The following is a 23,612-nucleotide window of genomic DNA, read 5'->3' on the forward strand; positions in this document are numbered from 1 at the left end:
TCTCACCAGAGGACTCCAGGTGAATCGTTTTGTAATTGCTGATCCTACGCTGTGTATCGGCTGCCACACCTGTGAGGCGGCCTGCTCAGAGACCCATCGCCTGCATGGCCTGCAAAGCCAGGCGCGACTGAAAGTGATGCGTAACCGCAATGACTCCGCGCCGCAGCTTTGCCACCAGTGCGAGGACGCCCCCTGCGCCCAGGTGTGCCCGGTTAACGCCATCACCCGCATTGACGGCGCCATCCAGCTGAATGAAAGCCTGTGCGTCAGCTGCAAGCTGTGCGGCATTGCCTGTCCGTTTGGCGCCGTGGAGTTTGGCGGCAGCCGTCCGCGGGCGATCCCTGCCAACAGCAACACCAGCAAGGCGCCGATGGCACCACCGGCACCCGCCCGCGTCAGCCCGTTCCTTGACTGGGTGCCGGGCGTGCGCGCCATCGCGGTGAAGTGCGACCTGTGCTACTTCGACCCGGACGGCCCTGCATGCGTGCGCACCTGTCCGACCCAATCCCTGCGGCTGGTCAATAACGACGACATCGCCCGCGCCAGCAAGCGCAAGCGTGAACTCACCATGAATACCGATCTGGGCGATCTGTCGCTGTTCCAGTCGCAACAAGGAGAGCGCGGATGAACGCCTTTTCGTTAATTAACCCGGCGCTGGGTCTGTTCCTGATAAGCGCCGTGCTGGCGTTTATCTTCTGCGCCCACAAGCCCCTGAGCGGCGCCATCGCCGGGATCGGCGGGGTGATTGCCAGTGCCATGACGGTGATGGCAGGGGTTATTACCCTGCTGGCCGACCCGCAGACCCTGGCGCTGCACGGGCAGATTGCCTGGCTGCACGCCGGGATGCAGTTGACCGGTATCCGCGCGGTGTGGCTTATCGCCATTGGTCTGCCAGCCTGTCTTATCAGTCTGTTTACCATCGCCTGGCAGCGTCACCCGCAGGTGAAAAATACCGGCGTGCTGGCGAACCTGCTGATAGCCGCCGCGGTGGCGGCCATCGTCGCCGATAACCTCGGCTGGCTGGTGGTGATGGCTGAAATCATGGCCCTGTGCGCCGCGTTCCTTACCGGCTGCGCCCAGTCCGGCAAGCTGTGGTTTGTGCTGGGTCGTCTGGGTACGCTGCTGCTGGCACTTGCCTGCTGGCAGGCGTGGCAGTTCTACGGCACCCTGGATTTTGTGGCCATGAATGCCATGGCCACCGCGCAGGCTCCGGGTGCCAGCGTCTGGCTGCCGGGTCTGGCGGGCTTTGGCCTGCTGGCGGGCGTCATCCCGCTGCACGGCTGGGCACCTCAGGCGCATGCTAACGCCAGCGCCCCGGCTGCCGCGCTGTTCTCCACCGTCGTCATGAAGGTCGGGCTGTACGGCATGCTCACCGTGTCCCTTAGCGGCGCGTTACCGCCGCTGTGGCTCGGGGTGCTGCTGCTGGTGATGGGGATGATCACCGCCTTTATCGGCGGGCTGTACGCGCTGATGGAGCACAACATCCAGCGCCTGCTGGCGTACCACACCCTGGAAAACATCGGCATTATCCTGCTCGGCCTGGGTGCGGGCGTCACCGGTATTGCTCTGCACAGCCCCCTGCTGATTGCGCTGGGCTTCACCGGGGGGCTCTATCACCTGGTCAGCCACGGTCTGTTTAAAACCACGCTGTTCCTCGGCGCGGGCGCGGTGTGGTATCGCACCGGCCATCGCGACATCGAGAAGCTGGGCGGCATCGGCAAAAAAATGCCGCTGATCTCGCTTGCCATGCTGGTGGGGCTGATGGCGATGGCCGCATTGCCGCCGCTGAACGGCTTTGCCGGAGAGTGGGTGATCTATCAATCCTTCTTTAACCTCGGCACCCACGACGCCTTTATCGCCCGGCTTTTAGGGCCGCTGCTGGCGGTCGGTCTGGCCATTACCGGCGCGCTGGCGGTGATGTGTATGGCGAAAGTCTACGGCGTCACCTTCCTGGGCGCACCGCGCACCGCAGAAGCGGAAAATGCGCACGGCGCGCCTTGGCTGATGACCGTCAGTACCGTGCTGGCGGCGTTGTGCTGCGTGGCGGGGGGCGTTGCTGCCCCCTGGTTCCTGCCCGTGATTAGCCGCATGTTCCCGATGAGTGGCGGCGCTGTCTCCACCGTCTCGCCGCCGACGATCGCTCTGCTGCTGATCGCAGGGCTGCTGCTGCCGTTTATCGTGATGGTCATTTTCAAAGGCAACCGCCTGCCGAACCGCTCCCGCGGCTCAGCCTGGGTGTGCGGATACGACCATGAACAAGCGATGGTGATCACCGCCCACGGCTTTGCGATGCCGGTCAAAGAGTCGTTTGCGCCGGTGCTGAAGCTGCGCAAATGGCTGAACCCGGTGCGCTTTATCCCCGGCTGGCAGTGCGAATGCACCGCCGTGTTGTTCCACCGTATCGCCCTGATTGAGCTGGCGGTGCTGGTGGTGGTTATTGTGTCCCGAGGAGCCTGAACATGACTTTACTCTTTGCATTGATTCAGGCGCTGGTGCTGTTTGCCGTGGCGCCGCTGCTGGCCGGTATTACCCGTGTGGCGCGTGCCCGTCTGCATACCCGTCGCGGGCCGGATATCTTCCAGGAGTATCGGGATCTGGTGAAACTGCTGGGCCGCCAGAGCGTGGGCCCGGCGGCCTCCGGCTGGGTGTTCCGCCTGATGCCGTTGGTGATGGTGGGGGTGATGTTCGCCATTGCTACCGCGTTGCCGGTGGTGACTGTTGCCTCACCCGTCCCGGCACTCGGCGACCTGATCACCCTGATTTATCTCTTCGCCATCGCGCGTTTCTTCTTCGCCATCGCCGGGCTGGATACCGGCAGCCCGTTCACCGGGATTGGCGCAAGTCGTGAAGCGATGCTTGGCGTACTGGTGGAGCCGATCCTGCTGCTGGGCCTGTGGGTTGCGGCGCAGGTAGCGGGCACCACCCATATCAGCGCGGTAACAGCGACCGTTTACCACTGGCCGGTGGCGCACTCCCTGACGCTGATTCTGGCGATGTGCGCCTGCGCGTTCGCCACCTTTATTGAGATGGGCAAACTGCCGTTTGACCTCGCGGAAGCTGAACAAGAGCTGCAGGAAGGCCCGCTGTCGGAATACAGCGGCGCAGGCTTTGCGGTGCTGAAGTGGGGCATCAGCCTGAAACAGCTGGTGGTGCTGCAGATGTTCGTCGGGGTGTTTATTCCCTGGGGACAGATGACGCAGTTTTCCGTCGGCGGCCTGCTGCTGGCTATCGCGATCGCAGCCGTCAAGCTGGTGGCTGGCGTGCTGGTGATTGCGCTGTTCGAGAACAGCATGGCGCGCCTGCGCTTTAACGCCACCTCCCGTATTACCTGGGCCGGTTTTGGTCTGGCATTTTTAGCTTTCGTCTCCTTGCTGGCGGCGTGATTGTAGAGAATAACCATGTCTGAAGAAAAAGTAGGTCAACACTATCTCGCCGCGCTGCATCAGGCCTTCCCTGGCGTTGTGCTGGATGAGGCCTGGCAGACCAAAGATCAAATCACCGTGACGGTGAAAATCAACTATCTGCCGGAAGTGGTCGAGTTCCTGTACTACAAGCAGGGCGGCTGGCTGTCGGTGCTGTTTGGCAATGACGAACGCCAGCTCTGCGGCAGCTACGCCGTCTACTACGTGCTGTCGATGGAGCAGGGCACCCGCTGCTGGCTCACCGTGCGCGTGGAAGTGGACGCCGACAAACCGGAGTTCCCGTCCGTCACCCCGCGTGTGCCTGCTGCCGTCTGGGGCGAGCGCGAAGTGCGCGACATGTACGGCCTGATCCCCGTTGGCCTGCCGGACGAACGTCGGCTGGTGCTGCCGGATGACTGGCCGGACGAACTCTATCCGCTGCGTAAAGACAGCATGGACTACCGTCAGCGCCCGGCCCCGACCACCGATAAAGAAACCTACGAATTCATTAACGAACTCGGCGACAAGAAAAACAACGTGGTGCCGATTGGCCCGCTGCACGTCACCTCCGACGAACCGGGCCACTTCCGTCTGTTCGTTGACGGCGAGAACATTATCGACGCCGACTACCGCCTGTTCTACGTTCATCGCGGGATGGAAAAGCTGGCGGAAACGCGGATGGGCTACAACGAAGTCACCTTCCTGTCGGACCGCGTGTGCGGCATCTGCGGCTTTGCCCACAGCACCGCCTACACCACCTCGGTGGAGAACGCGATGGGGATCGTGGTGCCGGAACGCGCCCAGATGATCCGCGCCATCCTTCTGGAAGTGGAGCGTCTGCACTCGCACCTGTTGAACCTCGGCCTGGCCTGCCACTTCGTTGGCTTCGACTCCGGCTTTATGCAGTTCTTCCGCGTACGTGAAACCTCCATGAAGATGGCGGAGATCCTCACCGGGGCGCGTAAAACCTACGGCCTGAACCTGATCGGCGGCATCCGTCGCGATCTGCTGAAAGACGACATGATCCAGACCCGCCTGCTGGCCCAGCAGATGCGCCGCGAGGTGCAGGATCTGGTGGATATTCTGCTGAGTACGCCGAACATCGACCAGCGCACCGTCGGCGTGGGCCGCCTCGACCCGCAGATCGCCCGCGACTTCAGCAACGTCGGCCCGATGGTGCGCGCCAGCGGCCACGCCCGCGACACCCGCGCCGATCACCCGTTTGTCGGTTACGGCCTGCTGCCGATGGAAGTCCACGTCGAGCAGGGCTGCGACGTGATTTCGCGTCTGAAAGTGCGCATCAACGAAGTCTACACCGCCCTGAACATGATCGACTTCGGGCTCGACAACCTGCCGGGCGGCGAGCTGATGGTGGAAGGCTTTACCTACATCCCGAACCGCTTTGCGCTGGGCTTTAGCGAAGCGCCGCGCGGGGATGATATCCACTGGAGCATGACCGGCGACAACCAGAAGCTGTGGCGCTGGCGCTGCCGGGCGGCCACCTACGCCAACTGGCCAACCCTGCGCTACATGCTGCGCGGCAACACCGTCTCTGACGCGCCGCTGATTATCGGCAGCCTCGACCCGTGCTACTCCTGCACCGACCGCATGACGGTGGTGGACGTGCGGAAGAAGAAAAGCAAGGTGGTTCCGTATAAAGAACTGGAACGCTACAGCATCGAACGCAAAAACTCGCCGCTGAAATAACCCGGAGCACCCATGTTTACGTTTATTAAAAAAGTCATCAAAACCGGCGTGGTCACGGAGTCCTATCCGCTGCAGCCGATTGCGGTCGACAAAAATATGCGCGGCAAGCCGGAGCATAACCCGCAGCAGTGCATCGGCTGCGCGGCCTGCGTGAATGCCTGTCCGTCGAACGCCCTGACGGTGGAAACCGATCTGCAGTTCGGCCAGTTGACCTGGCAGTTCAACCTCGGGCGCTGCATCTTTTGCGGGCGCTGCGAAGAGGTCTGCCCGACCACGGCCATCAAGCTGTCGCAGGAGTACGAGCTGGCGGTGTGGAGCAAAGCCGATTTCCTGCAGCAGTCGCGCTTTGATATCTGCCACTGCCGGGTGTGCGAGCGCCCGTATGCGGTCCAGAAAGAGATCGATTACGTGATTGAACTGCTGCGCCACAACGGCGACAAACGCGCCGAATCGCACCGGGAGAGTTTTGAAACCTGCCCGGACTGCAAGCGCCTGCAGGGGCTGACCCCGTCGGACAAAATCCATCTGACCCGCGAAATGAAGGAAGCGACACGATGAGCGAACTGTTAGGGCCGCGTAACGAACAGGGGATCCCGGTGCCGGTGACGGTGGACGACTCCATCGCCAGTATGAAGGCCTCGCTGCTGAAAAAAATTAAGCGTTCTGCCTATGTCTACCGCGTGGACTGCGGCGGCTGCAACGGGTGTGAAATCGAAATCTTCGCCACCCTGTCGCCGATTTTCGACACCGAACGCTTCGGCATCAAAGTGGTGCCATCCCCGCGCCACGCCGATATTCTGCTGTTTACCGGCGCGGTGACCCGCGCGATGCGCTCCCCGGCGCTGCGCGCGTGGGAATCGGCCCCCGATCCAAAAATCTGTATCTCTTACGGGGCCTGCGGCAACTCCGGCGGCATCTTCCACGACCTGTACTGCGTCTGGGGCGGCACCGACAAAATCGTGCCGGTGGACGTGTACATTCCCGGCTGCCCGCCGTCGCCTGCCGCCACCCTGTACGGCTTTGCAATGGCACTGGGGCTTTTAGAGCAGAAAATCCACGCCCGCGAGCCGGGGGCGCTGGACAACCAGCCCGCGGAGATCCTGCATCCGGAAATGCTACAGCCGCTGCGGGTACGCATCGATCGCGCCGCGCGCCGTCTGGCGGGCTACCGCTACGGTCGCCAGATCGCCGACGACTTTATGCGTCATCTGATCGAGGGCGACGAGAGCGTGGCCCGCTGGCTGGCGCACGAGAACGACCCGCGCCTGAACGAAATCGTCGGCAACCTCATTGAGGTGGTCGGGCAGGAGCGTATCTGATGAGTGAGACGGTGGTATTCAGCCAGCTTAGCCGTAAGTTCATTGACGAAAGTGACGACACCCCCGACGACGCCCAGCAGGTGATCTACTACGGGCTGGCGATCGGCCACCATCTGGGGGTCATCGACTGCCTGGAGGCGGCGCTGACCTGCCCGTGGGACGACTATCTGGCGTGGATCGCCACCCTGGAAGCGGGGAGCGAGGCGCGACGCAAAATGGAAGGCGTGCCGCGCTACGGGGAGATCGTTATCGACGCTAATCATATTGTGATGCTCGCCAACGCCTTCGACGCCGCAAGGGCAGGGCAGACGGCGCAGCAGCGGGAATGGAGCAGCCACATGCTTAACATGCTCCACGCCATTCACCAGGAAAACGCCATCTATCTGATGGTTCGGAGGCACCGTGACTGATGTATTACTCTGCGTCGGCAACAGCATGATGGGCGACGATGGGGCCGGTCCGCTGCTGGCCGAGATGTGCCGGGAAACCCCGCGCGGCGACTGGGTGGTGTTCGACGGCGGCAGCGCCCCGGAGAACGACGTGGTCGCCATCCGCGAGCTACGCCCGGCGCGGCTGCTGATTGTCGATGCGACGGATATGGGATTAAACCCAGGTGAGATCCGCCGCATCGACCCGGATGACATCGCCGAGATGTTTATGATGACCACCCACAATATGCCGCTGAACTACCTGGTGGATCAGCTTAAGGATGATGTGGGGGAGGTGGTTTTCCTCGGGGTTCAGCCGGATATTGTCGGGTTTTATTATCCGATGACGGAGAAGGTGAAAGCTGCGGTTGAGAGGGTATATGAAAGCCTGGCGGACAGGGATGGGGTGTTGGAGTTTGGGGAGTTGTAGGGGTTTACTGGTACTGAACCTTAACAGGTGTAATGAAGTAACGAAGGGTTGTGGAAAGCGCTCGCGGAGAGGCGGGCGTTTTTTCCAGGGCAGGTTGTCAGTTCAGGGATGTGATTTTTTACTAAGGCTGTGGTGATGACTGTGGGCAATGTGCCAGGAGCAGAAGTTGAGTGTTGACTCACTGCAAATCCGTCTTACTTATCCCTGATGTTGATAAATGTGAATAAGATTAATACCATAAAGAATTATAACTTAACCGACGGCGGTTTAAGCAATGGGCGAGTTTTCAAAATATGTTGGAGAGGTGGGAGAAGAGATAGTCAATGACTTTCTGAAGCTCTTTGGATGGAAAAACCTATGTAGTAACAAGCAATTAGATTGCTGTGTGGGAGAACATGCAAAAAAGACACATGGAATAGATGCTTTGTATGTCTACAACTCTATGCTTCAAAAACAATCATTAGTAAGCGTTGTTGTTTCTGCAAAGTATTCATCAGTACCTTACGATAAAGTCAAAACCACTTTTCGTTCACATTTCAAAGACTTGGCCCATACCATTGAATGTTATTCAAAATCCCAGTTTAAAAGAACTATAACAAAACAATTTCCTGGTAGTTCAAGGAAAGAAGATATTGGAGTTTTGTTTTATTTAAATAATGATGAAAGCGACTCAAGCGATAATATTAAAAGTCAAATCATCAATCATAGAATTGATTCAACCCTCAAGTTCAACGCCATACATCTCATTGATAACGCAAGAGCTAAATTTTTATACAACTCAATAAACTTTATCAAGAAAAAGCATGGTGAAATATCGTTTTTCTGCCTTAACACTACCTTAAATGTTTCATCTTCAACAAGACATTCTAAGATAATGCCTGTTGAATACATTACCTCCCCAATAATTCCCATTTCTGTACCTGATGATAATGGGCGAAAGTTCATATTAATTTGCGATTTTAATTATAGTAAAGAATCACTAGGGTTGGTATATAAATTGGCTAGAAAGCTTTGTTCCGATTTCGCTAATCATTATGAAATTTATTTCAATAAATATAATAAACTCACAGACTCCCCTTCAGTTGATGAGGTCAAAATGACGCAGAGCTTTGAAGATGGCTCTGAGGATGTCGTAGGAGATATTACATTAATCGTTGATTCTTATAACAGCACTTTCAGGAGCATTTCTGATGAAAAATGATATTGATTTCATTCCCTCCGGAGATGAACTGAAAAATCTTGTGAGCCAGCAGAACTGTAGCTCTACAATGATCAATAATCTACTTAAAGAAAGAGGGCTTTTTTGTGGAGTGTCTGAAAAATCAGGCACAGTTCCAAACTTGATCACCTCTCTACTAAGCCCTGATGAATCTTATGATTTATTAAGTAGTATTAAAACAAAGGAAAAATTAGATAAAGTAAATTTCAGGAATTTCAATCTTAAGCAAGATATTGATTTGCTTGATGAAGTTAGTGGGTTTGTAGATATTGGTAAAATTACAAAAAATGGTTACATTAATTATGAGATTTCAGATTTTAGCGATTTCACATCCCTAGATGGTAAAAGTAATAATTCCGTAATAATGGATTTCGAAATTTGCAAAACAGATGTTTTAGATGATTGGTATATAACTGAAAAATTCTTTAAAGGATCTGTAGAAATCAAGAAAGACTTTAATGGCATCACTGGTGGTTCCCAACTTTTAATGAATGTTAAACTAAATCACACATCTCCTGAAACTAAAGAAATAGCTGAAAATGTCATAACCTTGATAGAGGGGCATTTGGAAAACAATAATATAATTGAGCATTCGCCTCATCGAGGTAGAGTTTTGATGGATGATTTTGAAAATGAAAACAGAGTGAAATTCCTTAATGAATTGGCCTCCCTTCATATTGGATACTTATTCTACCATCAAAAAATAGACGATGTTCATTTTAATCCTGATCATTCTACTGGTTATGAAAAACAATCAGATGCTGTGACTAATTTCCTCGAAAAAGATATTGACCAGTATAGAGTTAAAGGAAACCTAGAGAATATAATATCTATCAAATGGAAACACATACACCCGTATGTACGTGTTACAAAGGTTGTTGCAAGTTACACAATTAGCTATGAATCCTATTCAGGTGAATGTAAAGTTGCCTACGAGTTTAGTGAGTATGGAAGAAAAACCCCTGTAAACCCTGAGTTATGCATTACCTTTATAAATATAAAGGTTAAAGGTGCGTCGCCTTCTAAAATACATGATATTCAATCAAATATTATGCGTGAGATTGAATTACGTAAAGTTGAGTTGCTTACTAAATATAGAAGAGCTGCTGATATTGAATCAAACTGCTAACTCTATGGTTCTGCTCACGATTGATTAATACCCGCTATTAACACGGGAGCAAAAGCGAACTTCCGCTCCTCGCTCTCAGCAGACATTCATTGTTTCTCATATGCAACAATCGATGTTGTTAGCTTATAAAAAAATCGAACATTAGCCCCCTCAATGCCAACCCCATCTTTAAGCGCATTCAGGGGCCTGCCACAGCCCCTTTCACTACCTGAAATCAAAACGCTTTCGCTGTATTTCAGTCGCGCTTAATGCACGGTGATATACGGCTCCTTCACAAACTCATTCAGCAGCCAGACCAGATCATGCAGCAGCCCCGCCAGTTCTTTCTCGACGCTGGCGGGCAGCGTGCCGCCCAGAATGGCGTGCGTCAGTGCCAGTGCGTAGTCCACCTGGGGGGCAGTTTCCTGCCAGCAGTCCGGCATACAGGAGGTGAGCGTTTCCCCCTGGATCAACTGTTCGATAAGGTGCGGCGGGAGTTCAGCGTCACAGAATTCGCGCAGCTGGCGCAGCGCGTGCTGTAGACCTTCACAGAGCGCAGTGCGGGATGCATTGTCATCAGTTTCGATCAATACGCTCACCAGAGCGGCACAGCGATCGGCGACCTCAAAGAGATCCGCAGCAGCAGAAAGCGGTGTAGACAGGTAATGGGGAATTAACTGTTCGCCAGATTGCGGGTAAATCAGAGTTGGGATAGTTGTCATCATGACATCCTCTACATGTAGTCCATTTAACTACCCTGTGAGTTCCTACGCTCGGGGGGTAGCGCTGACGGAGGTAGGAATACCGCCCACATAGAAAACGGCCAGCCTTTCGGCTGCTCCGCCAGCGCCACCGCGATTTTAACGGGATAAGCACTGCCGCGACATATAAATATCGCTATGTAGAATACGGGTTCCTACACCCGATTGCGGATGTGCCGCAACGCAGTCACTTTACGAGCCTGATAACGGGAATAAAAGCATTAACCCTGAGTTACATAAGGTTAATTTAAAGTTTGCGAGGCTCCTTCCAGAAAGGCCATCCCGGGGGCGCTTCACATGCCCGGCCTATTGGGATACCAGGCTGTTTTAAAACGTAAGTGCTGTTACTCAACATTACCCGATGAGTTTCAGGTCGGCTTTACGGTGCCGCTTTTGCTCATCGTAATAATTCTCGTGCGTTCCCAGGCTCAGGAGATAGATCTCCAGTCTCAGGTCCACCCAAGTGTAGCCGAGCAGGTACTGCTGCTTTCCCATGTAGAACTTATGCACCCACAGATAGCTGAGATCGCCTTTCTTGCGCTCGCCAATCTCCGGGTTTTCGATGATGCGATCAATTTCGTCATCAACGCTATCTTGATCGCTTTTGGTCAGGCGGTTGAAGGCTTTCTCAAAGCGGCTTGACTGGTAAACCTCAATTCCCTGACCGGTCTTTTCTGCGCACATATTTCTTCATTCTCCCGTTGTCCATTTCTGCTTTCGCCAGCAGGATTTCGTTGATGAAGGAAAATGACAGATCGGGATTCTCCTCAGCAATGCGGCCAATCTTAGCCCAGTGCTCAATCTGTTTGGGCACGCTACGGCTCATCGCCTCGGCGTGTATTTTCACTTCTTCAACAAAATCATCATCTAAGCGGATGCTTGTTGCCATTTTAAAACCTCATGATGTAATCACCCGTGCCAGTAAGGTATTGGGTGGTTTCAATCGATACGTCAGTGTTTGACGCACTACAGACAACACTATGCGACAATTTGTCGCATAGTGCAACGTAGTGCCGCGCAGAGTTTACTAATTGGTTGTTCCTGCTCCTCGTCTATAGCTACACCCCCATAAAACCCCATCAAAATCATGTCCTTAAAACAGTAGTTTTCAGCAATAACTATTTACATTTTAATAACAATCCTTATCATTCTGAAAATCATTATCACCCGCGCGGGTGATGTTCTTGCCGTTCGGGCCTCAGGCCCCGGTATCTCGATAATTCAGGACGATCGCCACAATGAAACCGCATTGGTATCGGGCACTCAGCTCGGGTTTATTTTTAACGTTTGCCGCTAACGCCTCGGCTGAAACACAAAAAGATGACACCCTGGTGGTCGCCGCCAGCCGTACTAACCACACCATTGCCGATATGGCGCAGACTACCTGGGTTATCGAACAAGCCGACATTGAACAGCAGGTTCAGGGCGGTAAAGAGCTCAAAGAGGTGCTGGCGCAGTTGATTCCCGGTATGGATGTTAGCAGCCAGGGGCGTACCAACTATGGGATGAACATGCGTGGTCGTTCGATGATGGTGATGGTCGACGGCGTGCGGTTAAACTCCTCGCGCAGCGACAGCCGCCAGCTGGATTCGATCGATCCGTTTAATATCGCCCGCATAGAAGTGATCTCTGGCGCGACCTCCCTTTACGGCGGCGGCAGTACCGGTGGTTTGATCAATATCGTCACCAAAAAGGGCCAGCCGGAAACCGAAGTCGAATTCCAGACTGGCGCTAAAACGGGCTTCAACAGCCATAACGATAATGACGAAAACGTCGCGGCGGCGGTCAGCGGCGGCAACGACCACGCTTCCGGGCGCATGTCGGTCGCTTATCAGCGCTTTGGCGGTTGGTACGACGGCAAGGGCGACGAGGTGAATATTGATAACACCCAGACCGGTTTACAATACTCCGACCGTCTGGACGTGATGGGTACCGGCACGCTGAACATCGACGAGCATCAGCAGCTGCAGCTCACCACCCAGTATTACAAAAGCGAATCCGACGGTAAGCACGGCCTGTATCTTGGCGAGAACTTCTCGGCCGTAACGGGTTCAGGCAACGCCTACAACAAAAATAATCTCGACTCCGATCGTATTCCTGGCACTGAACGCCACCTGATCAACCTGCAATACTCCAACACCGACTTCTGGGGTCAGGATCTGGTGGCACAAATTTACTACCGCGACGAAAGCCTGACCTTTTATCCGTTCCCGACGCTTTCAGCCGGTCGGGTCACCAGCATTGGCGCATCCCAGCAAAAAACCGATTTCTATGGCGGCAAGCTCACCATCAACAGCAAACTGATGGATGATTTGACGCTGACGTGGGGTGTCGATGCCGAACATGAAACCTTCGACGCCAACCAGCAATTTTTCGACCTCAACAAAGCGGCGGCCAGCGGCGGCATGAAGCTGGATGACGCTTATAACGTCGGGCGCTATCCGAGCTACAGCATCACCAACCTTGCCCCATTCCTGCAATCGAGCTACGACATCTCGGCGATCACCCTGAGCGGTGGAGTGCGCTATCAGTACACCGAAAACAAGGTCGATGACTTTATTGGTTACGCCCAGCAGCAGGGGATTGCCACCGGTCGCGCTACTTCGGCAGACGCGGTGCCGGGCGGGAAAACCGACTACAACAACCTGCTGTTTAACGCCGGTATTCTGGGTCATCTGACCGAGCGTCAGCAGCTGTGGTTTAACTTCTCGCAAGGCTTTGAGATCCCGGATCTGGCGAAATATTACGGCTCCGGCACATACCAGTTGGTGAACGGTCACTATCGTTTAGTGAACAGCGTTAACGTGAACGACTCAAAGCTCGACGGGATTAAAGTTGATGCTTACGAGCTGGGCTGGCGCTACACCGGGGATAACCTGCGCACCCAGATTGCTGGTTACTACTCGTTGTCTGACAAAACCATCAACATCAACAAAAGCGACATGACCATCAACGTGGAAGACGACAAACGTCGCATCTACGGTGTTGAAGGTCAGGTGGATTACTTCTTTACCGACAGTGAGTGGAGCACCGGCGCAAACTTCAACGTCATCAAATCGGAAACCCGCGTCGACGGGAAATGGGAAAAACTGACGGTAGACAGCGCCAGCCCGTCCAAAATGAGCGCATGGGTCACCTGGGCACCGGGCGACTGGACGCTGCGTCTGCAAAGCACCCAGACGTTTGATTTGTCTGACGAAGCCGGTAAGAAGATTGATGGCTATAACACCGCTGATTTCATCGGCAGCTATCTTCTGCCGGTGGGCAAGCTAAGCTTCAGCGTCGAAAACCTGCTGGATGAAGACTACACCACCGCCTGGGGACAGCGAGCACCGGGTCTGTACAGCCCAACCTACGGTGCTGAGAACCTGTATACCTACAAAGGTCGCGGTCGTACCTTCGGCCTGAACTACTCGGTCTTGTTCTGATCGTCACTGCCGCCTGCATCGCGGGCGGCAGTTCGTCATCGTCATTTATGACGATGACAGTATCCCACCATACAAAAACTCTTTAAATTCATTTAATTATATTCTGGCGCGATTTATGCATACCTCTGCGGGCTAACCCTCATTCCCGGAGATTAAGGATGAATCGTTTCATCATTGCCGACGCCAGCAAATGCATTGGCTGTCGTACCTGTGAAGTGGCCTGCGTGGTCTCGCACCACGACACCCAGGACTGCGCGTCGCTGACGCCGCAGAACTTCTTACCGCGCATTCACGTCATTAAAGGCGTCAACGTCTCCACGGCCACCATGTGCCGCCAGTGTGAAGATGCCCCCTGCGCCAGCGTCTGCCCGAACGGGGCGATCACCCGCGATAACGACTTTGTCCACGTCCATCAGGAACGCTGCATCGGGTGCAAAACCTGCGTGGTGGCCTGTCCGTATGGCGCGATGGAAGTGGTGCTGCGCCCGGTGGTTCGCCACATCGGTAGCGGCCTGAACGTGGTATCCGACAAAGCCGAAGCCAACAAATGTGACCTCTGCCATCACCAGCCGGACGGCCCGGCCTGCGTTCAGGCCTGCCCGACCAATGCCATCGTCTGTATCGATCGCAAAAAGCTGGAACAGCTGAGCCAGGACAAACGCCGCCGGGCGGCGATGGACGATCTCTCTTCGCTGATGCTGTAAGCGTCAGCCTCTCTTTTCACTTTTAGCAGGTCTGTTACTGATGAAAAAAATCACCAGCGTCTGCCCGTACTGTGGTGCGGGCTGCAAATTAAAACTCGTCGTTGAGAAAAATAAAATCGTCCGCGCCGAAGCGGCAGAAGGCGTCACCAACCAGAATCAGCTGTGCCTGAAAGGCTACTACGGCTGGGATTTCCTCAACGATACCCGGTTGCTGACGCCGCGCCTGACTCAGCCGATGATCCGCTACCAGAAGGGCGGCAAGCTGGAGCCGGTCTCCTGGGATGAGGCCATTCGCTACACCGCCGAACGGCTGAGCGACATCAAGGCTAAATACGGCCCGCGGGCGATCATGACCACCGGCTCGTCACGCGGCACCGGCAACGAAACCAACTACGTAATGCAGAAGTTTGCCCGTGGGGTGCTGAACACCAACAACGTCGACTGCTGCGCCCGCGTCTGTCACGGCCCGAGCGTGGCCGGACTCCAGCAGACGCTGGGCAACGGGGCGATGAGTAACTCCATCAGCGATATCGAAAACTCAAAATGCCTGCTGATCTTCGGCTACAACTGCGCCGACTCGCACCCGATTGTCGCCCGTCGGGTGATCAAGGCCAAACAGAACGGCACAAGGGTGATCGTCTGCGATCCGCGCAAAATCGAGACCGCGCGCATTGCCGATCGCCATCTGCAGATCAACAACGGCTGCAATATGGCGCTGGTGAACGCCTTCATCTACACCCTGCTGGAAGAGAACCTCTACAACAGCGACTACGTGGCGCAGTACACCGAAGGGCTGGACGCGCTACGTGACACGGTCAGCGACTACGCGCCGGAAAACGTCGAAGACATTACTGGCGTCACCGCCAAACAGATCCGCGAGGCGATGCGCATTTACGCCGCCGCGCCGTCCGCCACCGTGATGTGGGGGATGGGCGTGACCCAGTTCGGGCAGGCGGTGGACGTGGTGAAAGGCCTGTCGACCCTGGCATTGCTCACCGGCAACCTCGGGCGCGAGCACGTGGGCGTCGGCCCGGTGCGCGGCCAGAACAACGTCCAGGGCGCGTGCGACATGGGGGTGATCCCCAACCAGTTCCCTGGCTATCAGGACGTGGTCGACCCGCAGGTGCGCGAGAAATTTGCCCGCGCGTGGGGCGTCGATCCGGCCCTGATGGATGACCAGGTGGGCGTGCGCATCACCGAAGTGCCGCACCTGGCGCTGGAGGGCAAGGTCAAAGCCTATTACATCATGGGTGAAGATCCGCTCCAGACCGAAGCGGATCTCGGGCTGGTGCGTAAGGGCTTTGAAGCGCTCGACTTCGTGGTGGTGCAGGACATCTTTATGACCAAAACCGCTGAAGCGGCGGACGTGCTGCTGCCTGCCACCTCGTGGGGCGAACACGGCGGGGTCTTTACCTGCGCCGACCGCGGCTTCCAGCGTTTTGAAAAAGCGATTGAGCCGCAGGGCAACGTCAAACGCGACTGGGAGATCATCAGCCTTCTCGCCACCGCGATGGGCTACCCGATGCACTACCGCGACAACCAGCAGATCTGGGACGAAATGCGCGAGCTGTGCCCGCTGTTCTTCGGCGTGACCTGGGAAAAAATGGGCGACATGGGCCACGTCCAGTGGCCGTGCCCGACGCTGGATCACCCGGGCACGCCGTGGCTGTACGAAGGCAACCGCTTCGACACCCCGAGCGGCAAAGGCCAGCTGTTTGCCGCGAAGTGGCGCAAGCCTGCGGAAGTGCCGGACGCCGACTATCCGCTGGTGCTGTGCACCGTCCGCGAGGTGGGGCACTACTCCTGCCGCTCGATGACCGGCAACTGCGCGGCGCTGCAGACCCTGGCAGATGAGCCAGGCTTTGTGCAGATCAACCCGCAGGATGCTGAGCGGCTTGGCGTGACCGACCGCCAGCTGGTGTGGGTCAGCTCCCGTCGCGGGAAGGTGATCAGCCGCGCGGATGTGAGCGAGCGTATCAACCAGGGCGCGGTGTACATGACCTATCAGTGGTGGATTGGGGCCTGCAACGAGCTGACCCAGGACAACCTCGATCCGGTCTCCAAAACGCCGGAAACCAAATACTGCGCGGTGAAGCTGGAGGCCATTGCCGATCAGCGCTGGGCCGAAAACTACGCCCAGACCACCTACAGCGCCATGAAGCAACGCCTGCGCGAGGCGGTAGACAGTTAATGGCAGTACCTGCGGGCCGCACAGGCCCGCGTTTATCGACATCTTCGGGAGTTTTCGATGAGTGACAACGGCACGCAGCTGCGCATTCGCGGCAAAGTCCAGGGGGTGGGTTTTCGTCCCTGGGTCTGGCAACTGGCGCAGCGCCTGGGGCTGAAAGGCGACGTCTGTAACGACGGCGCTGGCGTGGTGGTGCGGCTCGTCGGAGACCATCCGCAATTTACCCCCCAGCTGGCTGCCGGGTGCCCACCGCTGGCGCGCATCGACGACGTCTGCCAGCAGCCCTGGCACTGGGCGGCGCTGCCGCTGGACTTCACCATTCGCGCCAGCGGGCAGGGCCAGATGAGTACCCAGGTGGTGCCGGATGCCGCCACCTGCCCGGCGTGTCTGGCAGAGATGAATGATCCCCACGAGCGTCGCTACCGTTACCCGTTTATCAACTGCACCCACTGCGGGCCGCGCTTCACCATTATCCGGGCGATGCCCTACGACCGACCGGCCACCACGATGGCCGAATTTACCCTGTGCCCCGCCTGCGAAGCGGAGTACCGCCACCCCGCCGACCGGCGCTTTCACGCCCAGCCGGTGGCCTGCCCGGACTGCGGGCCGCAGCTGAGCTGGGTGAGCGGCGAGGCACATCAAGAGAAAGACGCTGCCCTGAATGCCGCCGTGGCGGCGCTGAAAAGCGGTGGGATCGTGGCGATCAAAGGGCTGGGCGGTTTTCACCTCGCCGTTGACGCCAGCAACCTGCAGGCCGTGAACCGGCTTCGGGAACGCAAGCGCCGCCCGGCGAAACCGCTGGCGGTGATGATCCCCCCGCGTTTGGCAGATACTCTGCCCGCTGACGTGCAGGCGCTGCTGCGCTCGACGGCGGCACCGATTGTGCTGGTGGACAAAGGGCTGTTGACCTTCTGCAAGGCCATCGCCCCGGGGCTGAACGAGGTCGGGGTGATGCTGGCCGCCAACCCGCTCCAGCACCTGCTGATGCAGGATCTGGACTGCCCGCTGGTGATGACCTCCGGCAACCTCAACGGCTGTCCGCCCGCGCTGACCAACGACCGGGCGATCCAGGATCTGGCCGGGATCGCCGACGGCTGGCTGCTGCATAACCGCGATATCGTCCAGCGGATGGACGACTCCGTGCAGCGCGCGAGCGGCGAAATGCTGCGCCGCTCGCGCGGTTTTGTGCCGGATGCGCTGCCGCTGCCGCCCGGTTTTGCGAACGTGCCGTCGCTGCTGTGTCTTGGCGCGGATCTGAAAAATACCTTCTGCCTGGTGCGCGGCGACCAGGCGGTGCTCAGCCAGCACCTGGGCGATCTGGGCGATGATGACGCGCTGGCCCAGTGGCAGCAGGCGCTGACTGCGATTCAGGATCTCTGGCAGTTCACCCCCGAAGGGGTGGTGACCGACGTCCATCCCGGCTACCGCTCCACCCAGCTCGGGGCGCAGATGCCGTACCCGCAGCATCGGGTGCTGCATCACCATGCCCATGCGGCGGCGTGCCTGGCGGAACACGGCTGGCCACGCGATGGCGGCGATGTGATTGCGCTGGTGCTGGACGGGCTAGGGCAGGGCGACAACGGTGAACTGTGGGGCGGGGAGTGCCTGCGGGTGAGCTATCGCAGCTGCGAACGGCTGGGCGGGCTCCCGGCGGTAGCGCTGCCCGGCGGGGATCTGGCCGCCCGTCAGCCGTGGCGCAACCTGCTGGCCCAGTGGCAGGCGTTTGTACCGGAATGGCAGACCCTGCCCGAGGCAAACATACTGGCCGATAAACCCTGGCCGCCGCTGGCCCAGGCGATCGCGCGCGGGGTGAATGCTCCGCTGGCGTCGTCCGCCGGGCGGCTGTTTGACGCCGTGGCCGCCGCCACGGGCTGCGCCCCTGCGCAGTTGAGCTACGAAGGGGAGGCCGCCTGTCGGCTGGAAGCCCTCGCCCTGAGCACGCCCCCGGTCCGCCATCCCCTGACCCTGGCGGTCACTCATGACCAGCTGGATATGGCGACCTTCTGGCAGCAGTGGCTGGGCTGGCAGGCGACCGACGCCGAGCGCGCATGGGCGTTTCACGATGCGCTGGCCACCGGGCTGGCGCGGCTTGCCGCGCAGCACGCCCGCCAGCGCGGTATTTCGACCATCGTGTGCAGCGGAGGCGTGCTGCACAACCGCCTGCTGCGCCAGCGCCTGCAGTTCTGGCTTAGTGATTTTAACGTGCTGTTTCCCGAGCGGCTTCCCGCCGGGGACGGGGCGATTGCGTTTGGGCAGGCAGTGATTGCCGCCGCAACTCTTTCTTAAATCTGGAAATGACGATGAATATGAAATACTTCAACAACCACCCTAAAGCCATGGCGCTGATGCTTTTGCTTATCGCGGCCAATATCGTTGCCTGGGGAACGGCGTTTTACCTCTTCCACAATACCCCGTCGCTGATGGCGGCGAGCCTGCTGGCCTGGTGCTACGGCCTGCGCCACGCGGTGGATGCAGACCACATTGCCGCCATTGATAACGTCACTCGCAAGATGATGCAGCAGGGTAAACGTCCGTGCGGCGTGGGGGCCTGGTTCTCGCTGGGGCACTCGACCATTGTGGTGCTGGCGTCGATTGCCATCGCCGCCACGGCCACCGCCTTTAGCCGCAATATGGAGTGGTTTCATGAAACCGGCGGGATGATCGGCACGGCGGTGTCGGCCTTTTTCCTGCTGGTGATGGCGCTGGTAAACCTGGTTATTCTGCGTGACGTCTGGGGTAGCTTTAACAAAATGAAGCGCGGTGAAAGCGTCCCGGACGAGGTGTCGTTTGCGCGCGGTGGGGTGATGAACTGGCTGTTCCGCTCGGCATTCCGTCTGGTGACCCGCAGCTGGCACATGTATCTGGTGGGCTTTCTGTTTGGCCTCGGCTTTGACACCGCCACTGAGATCGGGGTGCTGGGGATCTCGGCGGCCGGTGCCTCGAACGGCATGTCGGTATGGGCGATTCTGGTGTTCCCGCTGCTGTTCACCAGCGGCATGGCGCTGGTCGACACCCTCGACAACCTGATTATGGTGGGCGCGTACGGCTGGGCCTTCAACAAGCCGCAGCGCAAGCTCTATTACAATATGACCATTACCGGCACCTCCGTGGTGGTGGCGCTGTTTATCGGTGGGCTGGAAGCGCTGGGCCTGCTGGCGGATAAGTTTGGCTTCGAAGGCGGGCTGTGGAACGGCGTGGCTGCGCTCAACGACAACCTCGGCAACGCCGGGTTTATCGTGGTCGGGCTGTTTATCGCCTGCTGGCTGCTGTCCCTGATTAACTACCGCTTCAAAGGCTACGACGCGCTGGTTGTGCGCTAATCCTGCTCGACATCGCTGTCCGTTCGTCATGGCATTTTTGACGAACGGACAGCGCACTTCTTAGTTCCTGTTGTATTTCCCTTTTATTTCCGGTGGTTAGCTGTTTTTGGCAGAGTGGCATAGTTAATGCATAACGGTGCTCACACGATCATTAACGGGAATAATTACCGATGAAGAAAGTCATCACGGTTTGCCCCTATTGCGCATCGGGTTGCAAAATCAATCTGGTGGTCGATAACGGCAAAGTCGTCAAGGCTGAAGCCGCACAGGGTAAAACCAATCAGGGCGATCTGTGCCTGAAGGGTTACTACGGTTGGGATTTTATCAACGACACCAAAATCCTCACCCCGCGCCTGAAATCGCCAATGATCCGTCGCGAGCGCGGCGGCAAGCTGGAGGCCGTCTCCTGGGGCGAAGCGCTGGATTACGTTGCCGATAAGCTCAGCGCCATCAAGGCCAAACATGGCCCGGATGCGATCATGACCACCGGGTCATCGCGCGGAACCGGGAACGAAACCAACTATGTGATGCAAAAATTTGCTCGCGCAGCCGTCGGCACTAACAATGTCGACTGCTGCGCACGCGTCTGACACGGCCCATCGGTTGCAGGTCTGCACCAGTCGGTCGGTAACGGCGCAATGAGTAACTCAATTGTCGGGATTGAAAATGCCGACATGATTTTTGTCTTTGGGTATAACCCGGCGGATTCGCACCCTATCGTGGCGAATCGGGTGATCAAAGCCAAACGCAAAGGGGCGAAGATTATCGTCTGCGATCCGCGCAAAATTGAAACCGCGCGCATTGCCGATATGCACCTGGCCCTGAAAAACGGCTCCAACATCGCGCTGCTGAATGCGATGGGGCACGTGATTATTGAAGAGGAGCTGTACGACCGGGCGTTTGTCGCCTCGCGTACGGAAGGCTTCGAAGAGTATCGCAAAATCGTTGAGGGCTACACGCCGGAATCCGTTGAAACCATCACCGGTGTCAGCGCACTGGAGATCCGCCAGGCCGCGCGGATGTATGCCGCAGCGGAAAGCGCCGCCATTCTGTGGGGCATGGGCGTGACCCAGTTCTACCAGGGCGTCGAAACCGTGCGTTCCCTGACCAGCCTGGCGCTGCTGACCGGCAACCTTGGCAAACCGTCCGCAGGGGTTAACCCGGTGCGCGGGCAGAACAACGTGCAGGGTGCGTGCGACATGGGTGCGCTGCCGGATACCTATCCGGGCTATCAGTACATCAACAACCCGGAAAACCGGGCCAAGTTCGCCAAAGCCTGGGGCGTGGCGTCTCTGCCTGCCCATACCGGGTATCGCATCAGCGAACTGCCTCACCGGGCAGAACACGGCGAAGTGCGTGCGGCGTACATCATGGGGGAAGATCCGCTCCAGACGGATGCGGAACTGTCTGCCGTGCGTAAGGCGTTTGAAACCCTGGAACTGGTCATCGTGCAGGACATCTTTATGACCAAGACGGCGGCCGCTGCCGATGTGATCCTGCCGTCCACCTCCTGGGGTGAGCACGAAGGGGTTTACACCGCTGCCGACCGTGGTTTCCAGCGCTTCTTTAAAGCGGTTGAGCCGAAGTGGGATCTGAAAACGGACTGGCAGATCATCAGCGAGATCTCGACGCGGATGGGCTACCCGATGCGCTACGACAATACCCAGCAAATCTGGGACGAGTTGCGTCATCTGTGTCCGGAATTTTACGGTGCTACCTACGAGAAGATGGGCGAGCTGGGCTACATCCAGTGGCCATGCCGGGACGAGTCAGAGGCCGATCAGGGGATGGATTACCTGTTCGAGAAAGAGTTCTCCACCCCGAACGGGCTGGGGCAGCTGTATACCTGTGACTGGGTCGCGCCAATTGATAAGCTCACCGAGGCGTATCCGCTGGTGCTGTCGACGGTGCGTGAAGTCGGCCACTACTCGTGTCGCTCGATGACCGGCAACTGTGCGGCGCTGGCCGCGCTGGCCGATGAACCGGGCTATGCGCAGATCAATACCGCTGATGCACTGCGTCTCGGCATTGAGGATGAAGCGCTGGTGTGGGTCACGTCGCGCAAAGGTAAAGTTATTACCCGTGCGCAGGTGAGCGATCGTCCGAACGTTGGCGCGGTGTACATGACCTACCAGTGGTGGATTGGGGCCTGTAACGAGCTGGTGACGGAGAACCTGAGTCCGATTACCAAAACGCCGGAGTACAAATACTGCGCCGTGCGCGTGGAGCCGATTGCCGACCAGCAGGCTGCGGAACAGTACGTGATTGATGAGTATCACAAGCTGAAAACGCACTTAAAGGAACTGGCGATGGGGTGAGGGAGGAGCGGCCCTCAGGGGCTGCTCAGCCTTGTACTGTGTTCGCATTTCTGCCGTATCAACGACTGCGCTCCTCTAAATGGTGCAGCAAGTCATAACTCATCTCTTGTAACTCATTGAACAGTCTTGCTATATGGAAACCATCGCACACGGCATGATGTACCTGAATGGCGAGAGGCAAAAATACTTTTCCATCTTGTGTGTGGTATTTTCCAAACGTGAACATCGGGGCAAAAAAGTTCTGCATGTTAGCGACGTTGATATTAAAACTGGTAAAACTTACCCAGGGAATAGCCGATACGAAAAATACATTTTCCAGCGTTTCTTCTTTAGGCCAATAAGCAAGGTTATTACCATGGCGTGCTACGTCTTCTGAATAAACGGACTGGAAGTGATGAATATTGCCATCGTACTCACTCCATAATGATGAAAAAGTCTCCGTTTCCTTATGGAAAATTGTATATTGTGGATGGACTTTATTCCATGTAACCAGCGCATTGTTCTTTATGGCCATACGAAACTCCGCATGCCGGTTTACAATTTTGGACAGAAGAAAAATAATAGTAGGATAAAACTTCCAGCCAAACTCTTTGATATGTTTTAGCAAGTCGGTGATGTCTATTTGAACAGTTTGGTTGATTGTAGATTGAGCAAACCCCTGAAATACCTCAAAATGCTCCTTTCGTGCCCAACTCGATACGTCAACAGGTGTATATTCCTGGGTTATTTTTTTCATTTTTCACCTTTAATTAGCCATCATATATCAGCGGGTAGTCTGCGTTTTTTTGAGTTGAGCCAAATATGCAGGTCTATCTCTTTGGGTAGCGAACGCATTTGAGAGAGTAGCGCATCATTATACAGGAGGAAAGGAAATGTTAAATCTTGTTAACATCGGGCTGTATTGTCCTCTTTTGAACTCTCCTGAAATGACGCCAGGCGACTTTTATGCTGAAAGCAATAAGCAGAATGCCCAGCAAAGCGTGTGATGATGGCCTGGATTTCGTCTTCGTTGAGTTCACGAGGCACGGGGGGCAGAAAATAATTCACATTAAATTGATTAAATTTTAACCGCGCGTGGTAAGGTGATGTACATTCATTGAAAGGTTAATCATCATGTCTATCATCGATTACGCAATGAAGTTCATCGGAGGGGCATCGACGTCCTCCGTTATCTGCCCGCTTTGCGGCTTACGTTCATCGCACTCTGCCTCCAAACTTCGCCTTAAGCAGACATTGCTTTGCCCGGGATGTAAGGCCCTGTTTGTCTCAACACGCTAATCC

Annotated in this window: 21 protein-coding genes; 17 read left to right on the top strand and 4 right to left on the bottom strand. The window is 56.5% G+C overall.

Features of this window, described 5'->3' with window-relative positions:
• Positions 1-19 precede the first annotated feature (19 nt).
• The 10 genes from M8014_RS07570 to gapS4b all read left to right on the top strand — a co-directional run bounded on the left by M8014_RS07570 (position 20) and on the right by gapS4b (position 9,633).
• A complete protein-coding gene (locus M8014_RS07570) occupies positions 20-628 on the top strand; it encodes a 4Fe-4S binding protein (RefSeq protein ID WP_271281911.1) in 609 nt (202 codons plus the stop codon).
• Complete coding sequence (gene hycC, locus M8014_RS07575; protein ID WP_271281912.1) at positions 625-2,457, top strand: formate hydrogenlyase subunit 3; 1,833 nt, start codon at positions 625-627, stop codon at positions 2,455-2,457. Before M8014_RS07570 ends, hycC begins: the two co-directional genes overlap by 4 nt.
• Before the next feature lie 2 nt (positions 2,458-2,459).
• On the top strand, positions 2,460-3,383 hold the full coding sequence (locus M8014_RS07580) for a respiratory chain complex I subunit 1 family protein (protein WP_271281913.1): 924 nt from the start codon (positions 2,460-2,462) through the stop codon (positions 3,381-3,383).
• A gap of 15 nt (positions 3,384-3,398) precedes the next feature.
• Positions 3,399-5,108 (top strand): formate hydrogenlyase subunit HycE, encoded by a 1,710-nt coding sequence (gene hycE, locus M8014_RS07585; RefSeq protein WP_271281914.1) that lies wholly within the window; start codon positions 3,399-3,401, stop codon positions 5,106-5,108.
• Between the two features lie 12 nt (positions 5,109-5,120).
• Positions 5,121-5,666: a formate hydrogenlyase complex iron-sulfur subunit gene (locus M8014_RS07590; RefSeq protein ID WP_271281915.1), complete on the top strand. Its 546-nt coding sequence runs from the start codon at positions 5,121-5,123 to the stop codon at positions 5,664-5,666.
• Positions 5,663-6,427: an NADH-quinone oxidoreductase subunit B family protein gene (locus tag M8014_RS07595; RefSeq protein ID WP_271281916.1), complete on the top strand. Its 765-nt coding sequence runs from the start codon at positions 5,663-5,665 to the stop codon at positions 6,425-6,427. The genes M8014_RS07590 and M8014_RS07595 overlap by 4 nt, the downstream gene beginning before the upstream one ends.
• Positions 6,427-6,837 carry a formate hydrogenlyase maturation HycH family protein gene (locus tag M8014_RS07600; protein WP_271281917.1) on the top strand — a complete coding sequence of 137 codons (411 nt, stop codon included), beginning with the start codon at positions 6,427-6,429 and terminating at the stop codon, positions 6,835-6,837. Before M8014_RS07595 ends, M8014_RS07600 begins: the two co-directional genes overlap by 1 nt.
• The gene (hycI, locus tag M8014_RS07605) at positions 6,830-7,285 is read left to right on the top strand and encodes a hydrogenase maturation peptidase HycI (RefSeq protein ID WP_271281918.1); all 456 of its coding nucleotides are present in this window, start codon (positions 6,830-6,832) and stop codon (positions 7,283-7,285) included. The genes M8014_RS07600 and hycI overlap by 8 nt, the downstream gene beginning before the upstream one ends.
• Positions 7,286-7,559: 274 nt before the next feature.
• A complete protein-coding gene (gene gapS4a, locus M8014_RS07610; RefSeq protein ID WP_271281919.1) occupies positions 7,560-8,486 on the top strand; it encodes a GapS4a family protein in 927 nt (308 codons plus the stop codon).
• Positions 8,476-9,633: a GapS4b family protein gene (gene gapS4b, locus M8014_RS07615; protein ID WP_271281920.1), complete on the top strand. Its 1,158-nt coding sequence runs from the start codon at positions 8,476-8,478 to the stop codon at positions 9,631-9,633. The genes gapS4a and gapS4b overlap by 11 nt, the downstream gene beginning before the upstream one ends.
• 245 nt (positions 9,634-9,878) lie before the next feature.
• On the opposite strand, the gene M8014_RS07620 is transcribed toward gapS4b, so the two are convergent.
• The 3 genes from M8014_RS07620 to M8014_RS07630 all read right to left on the bottom strand — a co-directional run bounded on the left by M8014_RS07620 (position 9,879) and on the right by M8014_RS07630 (position 11,262).
• Positions 9,879-10,334 (bottom strand): hypothetical protein, encoded by a 456-nt coding sequence (locus tag M8014_RS07620; protein ID WP_271282037.1) that lies wholly within the window; start codon positions 10,332-10,334, stop codon positions 9,879-9,881.
• Positions 10,335-10,727: 393 nt separating this feature from the next.
• Positions 10,728-11,057 (bottom strand): type II toxin-antitoxin system RelE/ParE family toxin, encoded by a 330-nt coding sequence (locus M8014_RS07625; protein ID WP_271281921.1) that lies wholly within the window; start codon positions 11,055-11,057, stop codon positions 10,728-10,730.
• Entirely contained in the window at positions 11,026-11,262 is a 237-nt protein-coding gene (locus M8014_RS07630) for a TA system antitoxin ParD family protein (protein WP_271267385.1), read from the bottom strand. The genes M8014_RS07625 and M8014_RS07630 overlap by 32 nt, the downstream gene beginning before the upstream one ends.
• 349 nt (positions 11,263-11,611) lie before the next feature.
• Between M8014_RS07630 and M8014_RS07635 the strand changes: the two genes are divergently transcribed.
• The 6 genes from M8014_RS07635 (at position 11,612) to fdhF (M8014_RS07660) (ending at position 22,331) form a co-directional block, all read left to right on the top strand.
• Positions 11,612-13,801, top strand: a complete 2,190-nt coding sequence (locus tag M8014_RS07635) for a TonB-dependent siderophore receptor (protein ID WP_271281922.1) — start codon at positions 11,612-11,614, stop codon at positions 13,799-13,801.
• 158 nt (positions 13,802-13,959) lie between these two features.
• Entirely contained in the window at positions 13,960-14,505 is a 546-nt protein-coding gene (hydN, locus tag M8014_RS07640; RefSeq protein WP_271281923.1) for an electron transport protein HydN, read from the top strand.
• A 40-nt stretch (positions 14,506-14,545) separates the two neighbouring features.
• Positions 14,546-16,696 (top strand): formate dehydrogenase subunit alpha, encoded by a 2,151-nt coding sequence (gene fdhF / locus M8014_RS07645; protein WP_271281924.1) that lies wholly within the window; start codon positions 14,546-14,548, stop codon positions 16,694-16,696.
• A gap of 57 nt (positions 16,697-16,753) precedes the next feature.
• A complete protein-coding gene (gene hypF, locus M8014_RS07650) occupies positions 16,754-18,979 on the top strand; it encodes a carbamoyltransferase HypF (protein WP_271281925.1) in 2,226 nt (741 codons plus the stop codon).
• Between the two features lie 20 nt (positions 18,980-18,999).
• The gene (locus tag M8014_RS07655) at positions 19,000-20,013 is read left to right on the top strand and encodes a HoxN/HupN/NixA family nickel/cobalt transporter (protein WP_418939602.1); all 1,014 of its coding nucleotides are present in this window, start codon (positions 19,000-19,002) and stop codon (positions 20,011-20,013) included.
• Between the two features lie 170 nt (positions 20,014-20,183).
• Positions 20,184-22,331: a formate dehydrogenase subunit alpha gene (gene fdhF / locus M8014_RS07660; protein WP_271281927.1), complete on the top strand. Its 2,148-nt coding sequence runs from the start codon at positions 20,184-20,186 to the stop codon at positions 22,329-22,331.
• A gap of 58 nt (positions 22,332-22,389) precedes the next feature.
• Here the strand turns inward: fdhF (M8014_RS07660) and catA are convergent, their stop codons facing one another.
• Entirely contained in the window at positions 22,390-23,067 is a 678-nt protein-coding gene (gene catA / locus M8014_RS07665) for a type A chloramphenicol O-acetyltransferase (protein ID WP_271281928.1), read from the bottom strand.
• 377 nt (positions 23,068-23,444) lie between these two features.
• Here catA and M8014_RS07670 point away from each other — a divergent pair, with 377 nt between their 5' ends.
• On the top strand, positions 23,445-23,609 hold the full coding sequence (locus M8014_RS07670) for a YnfU family zinc-binding protein (protein WP_271281929.1): 165 nt from the start codon (positions 23,445-23,447) through the stop codon (positions 23,607-23,609).
• The last annotated feature ends 3 nt before the right edge of the window (positions 23,610-23,612 follow it).

Origin of the sequence: Silvania hatchlandensis (assembly GCF_025564065.1) — a bacterium.
Classification (GTDB): Bacteria; Pseudomonadota; Gammaproteobacteria; order Enterobacterales; family Enterobacteriaceae; genus Enterobacter; species Enterobacter hatchlandensis.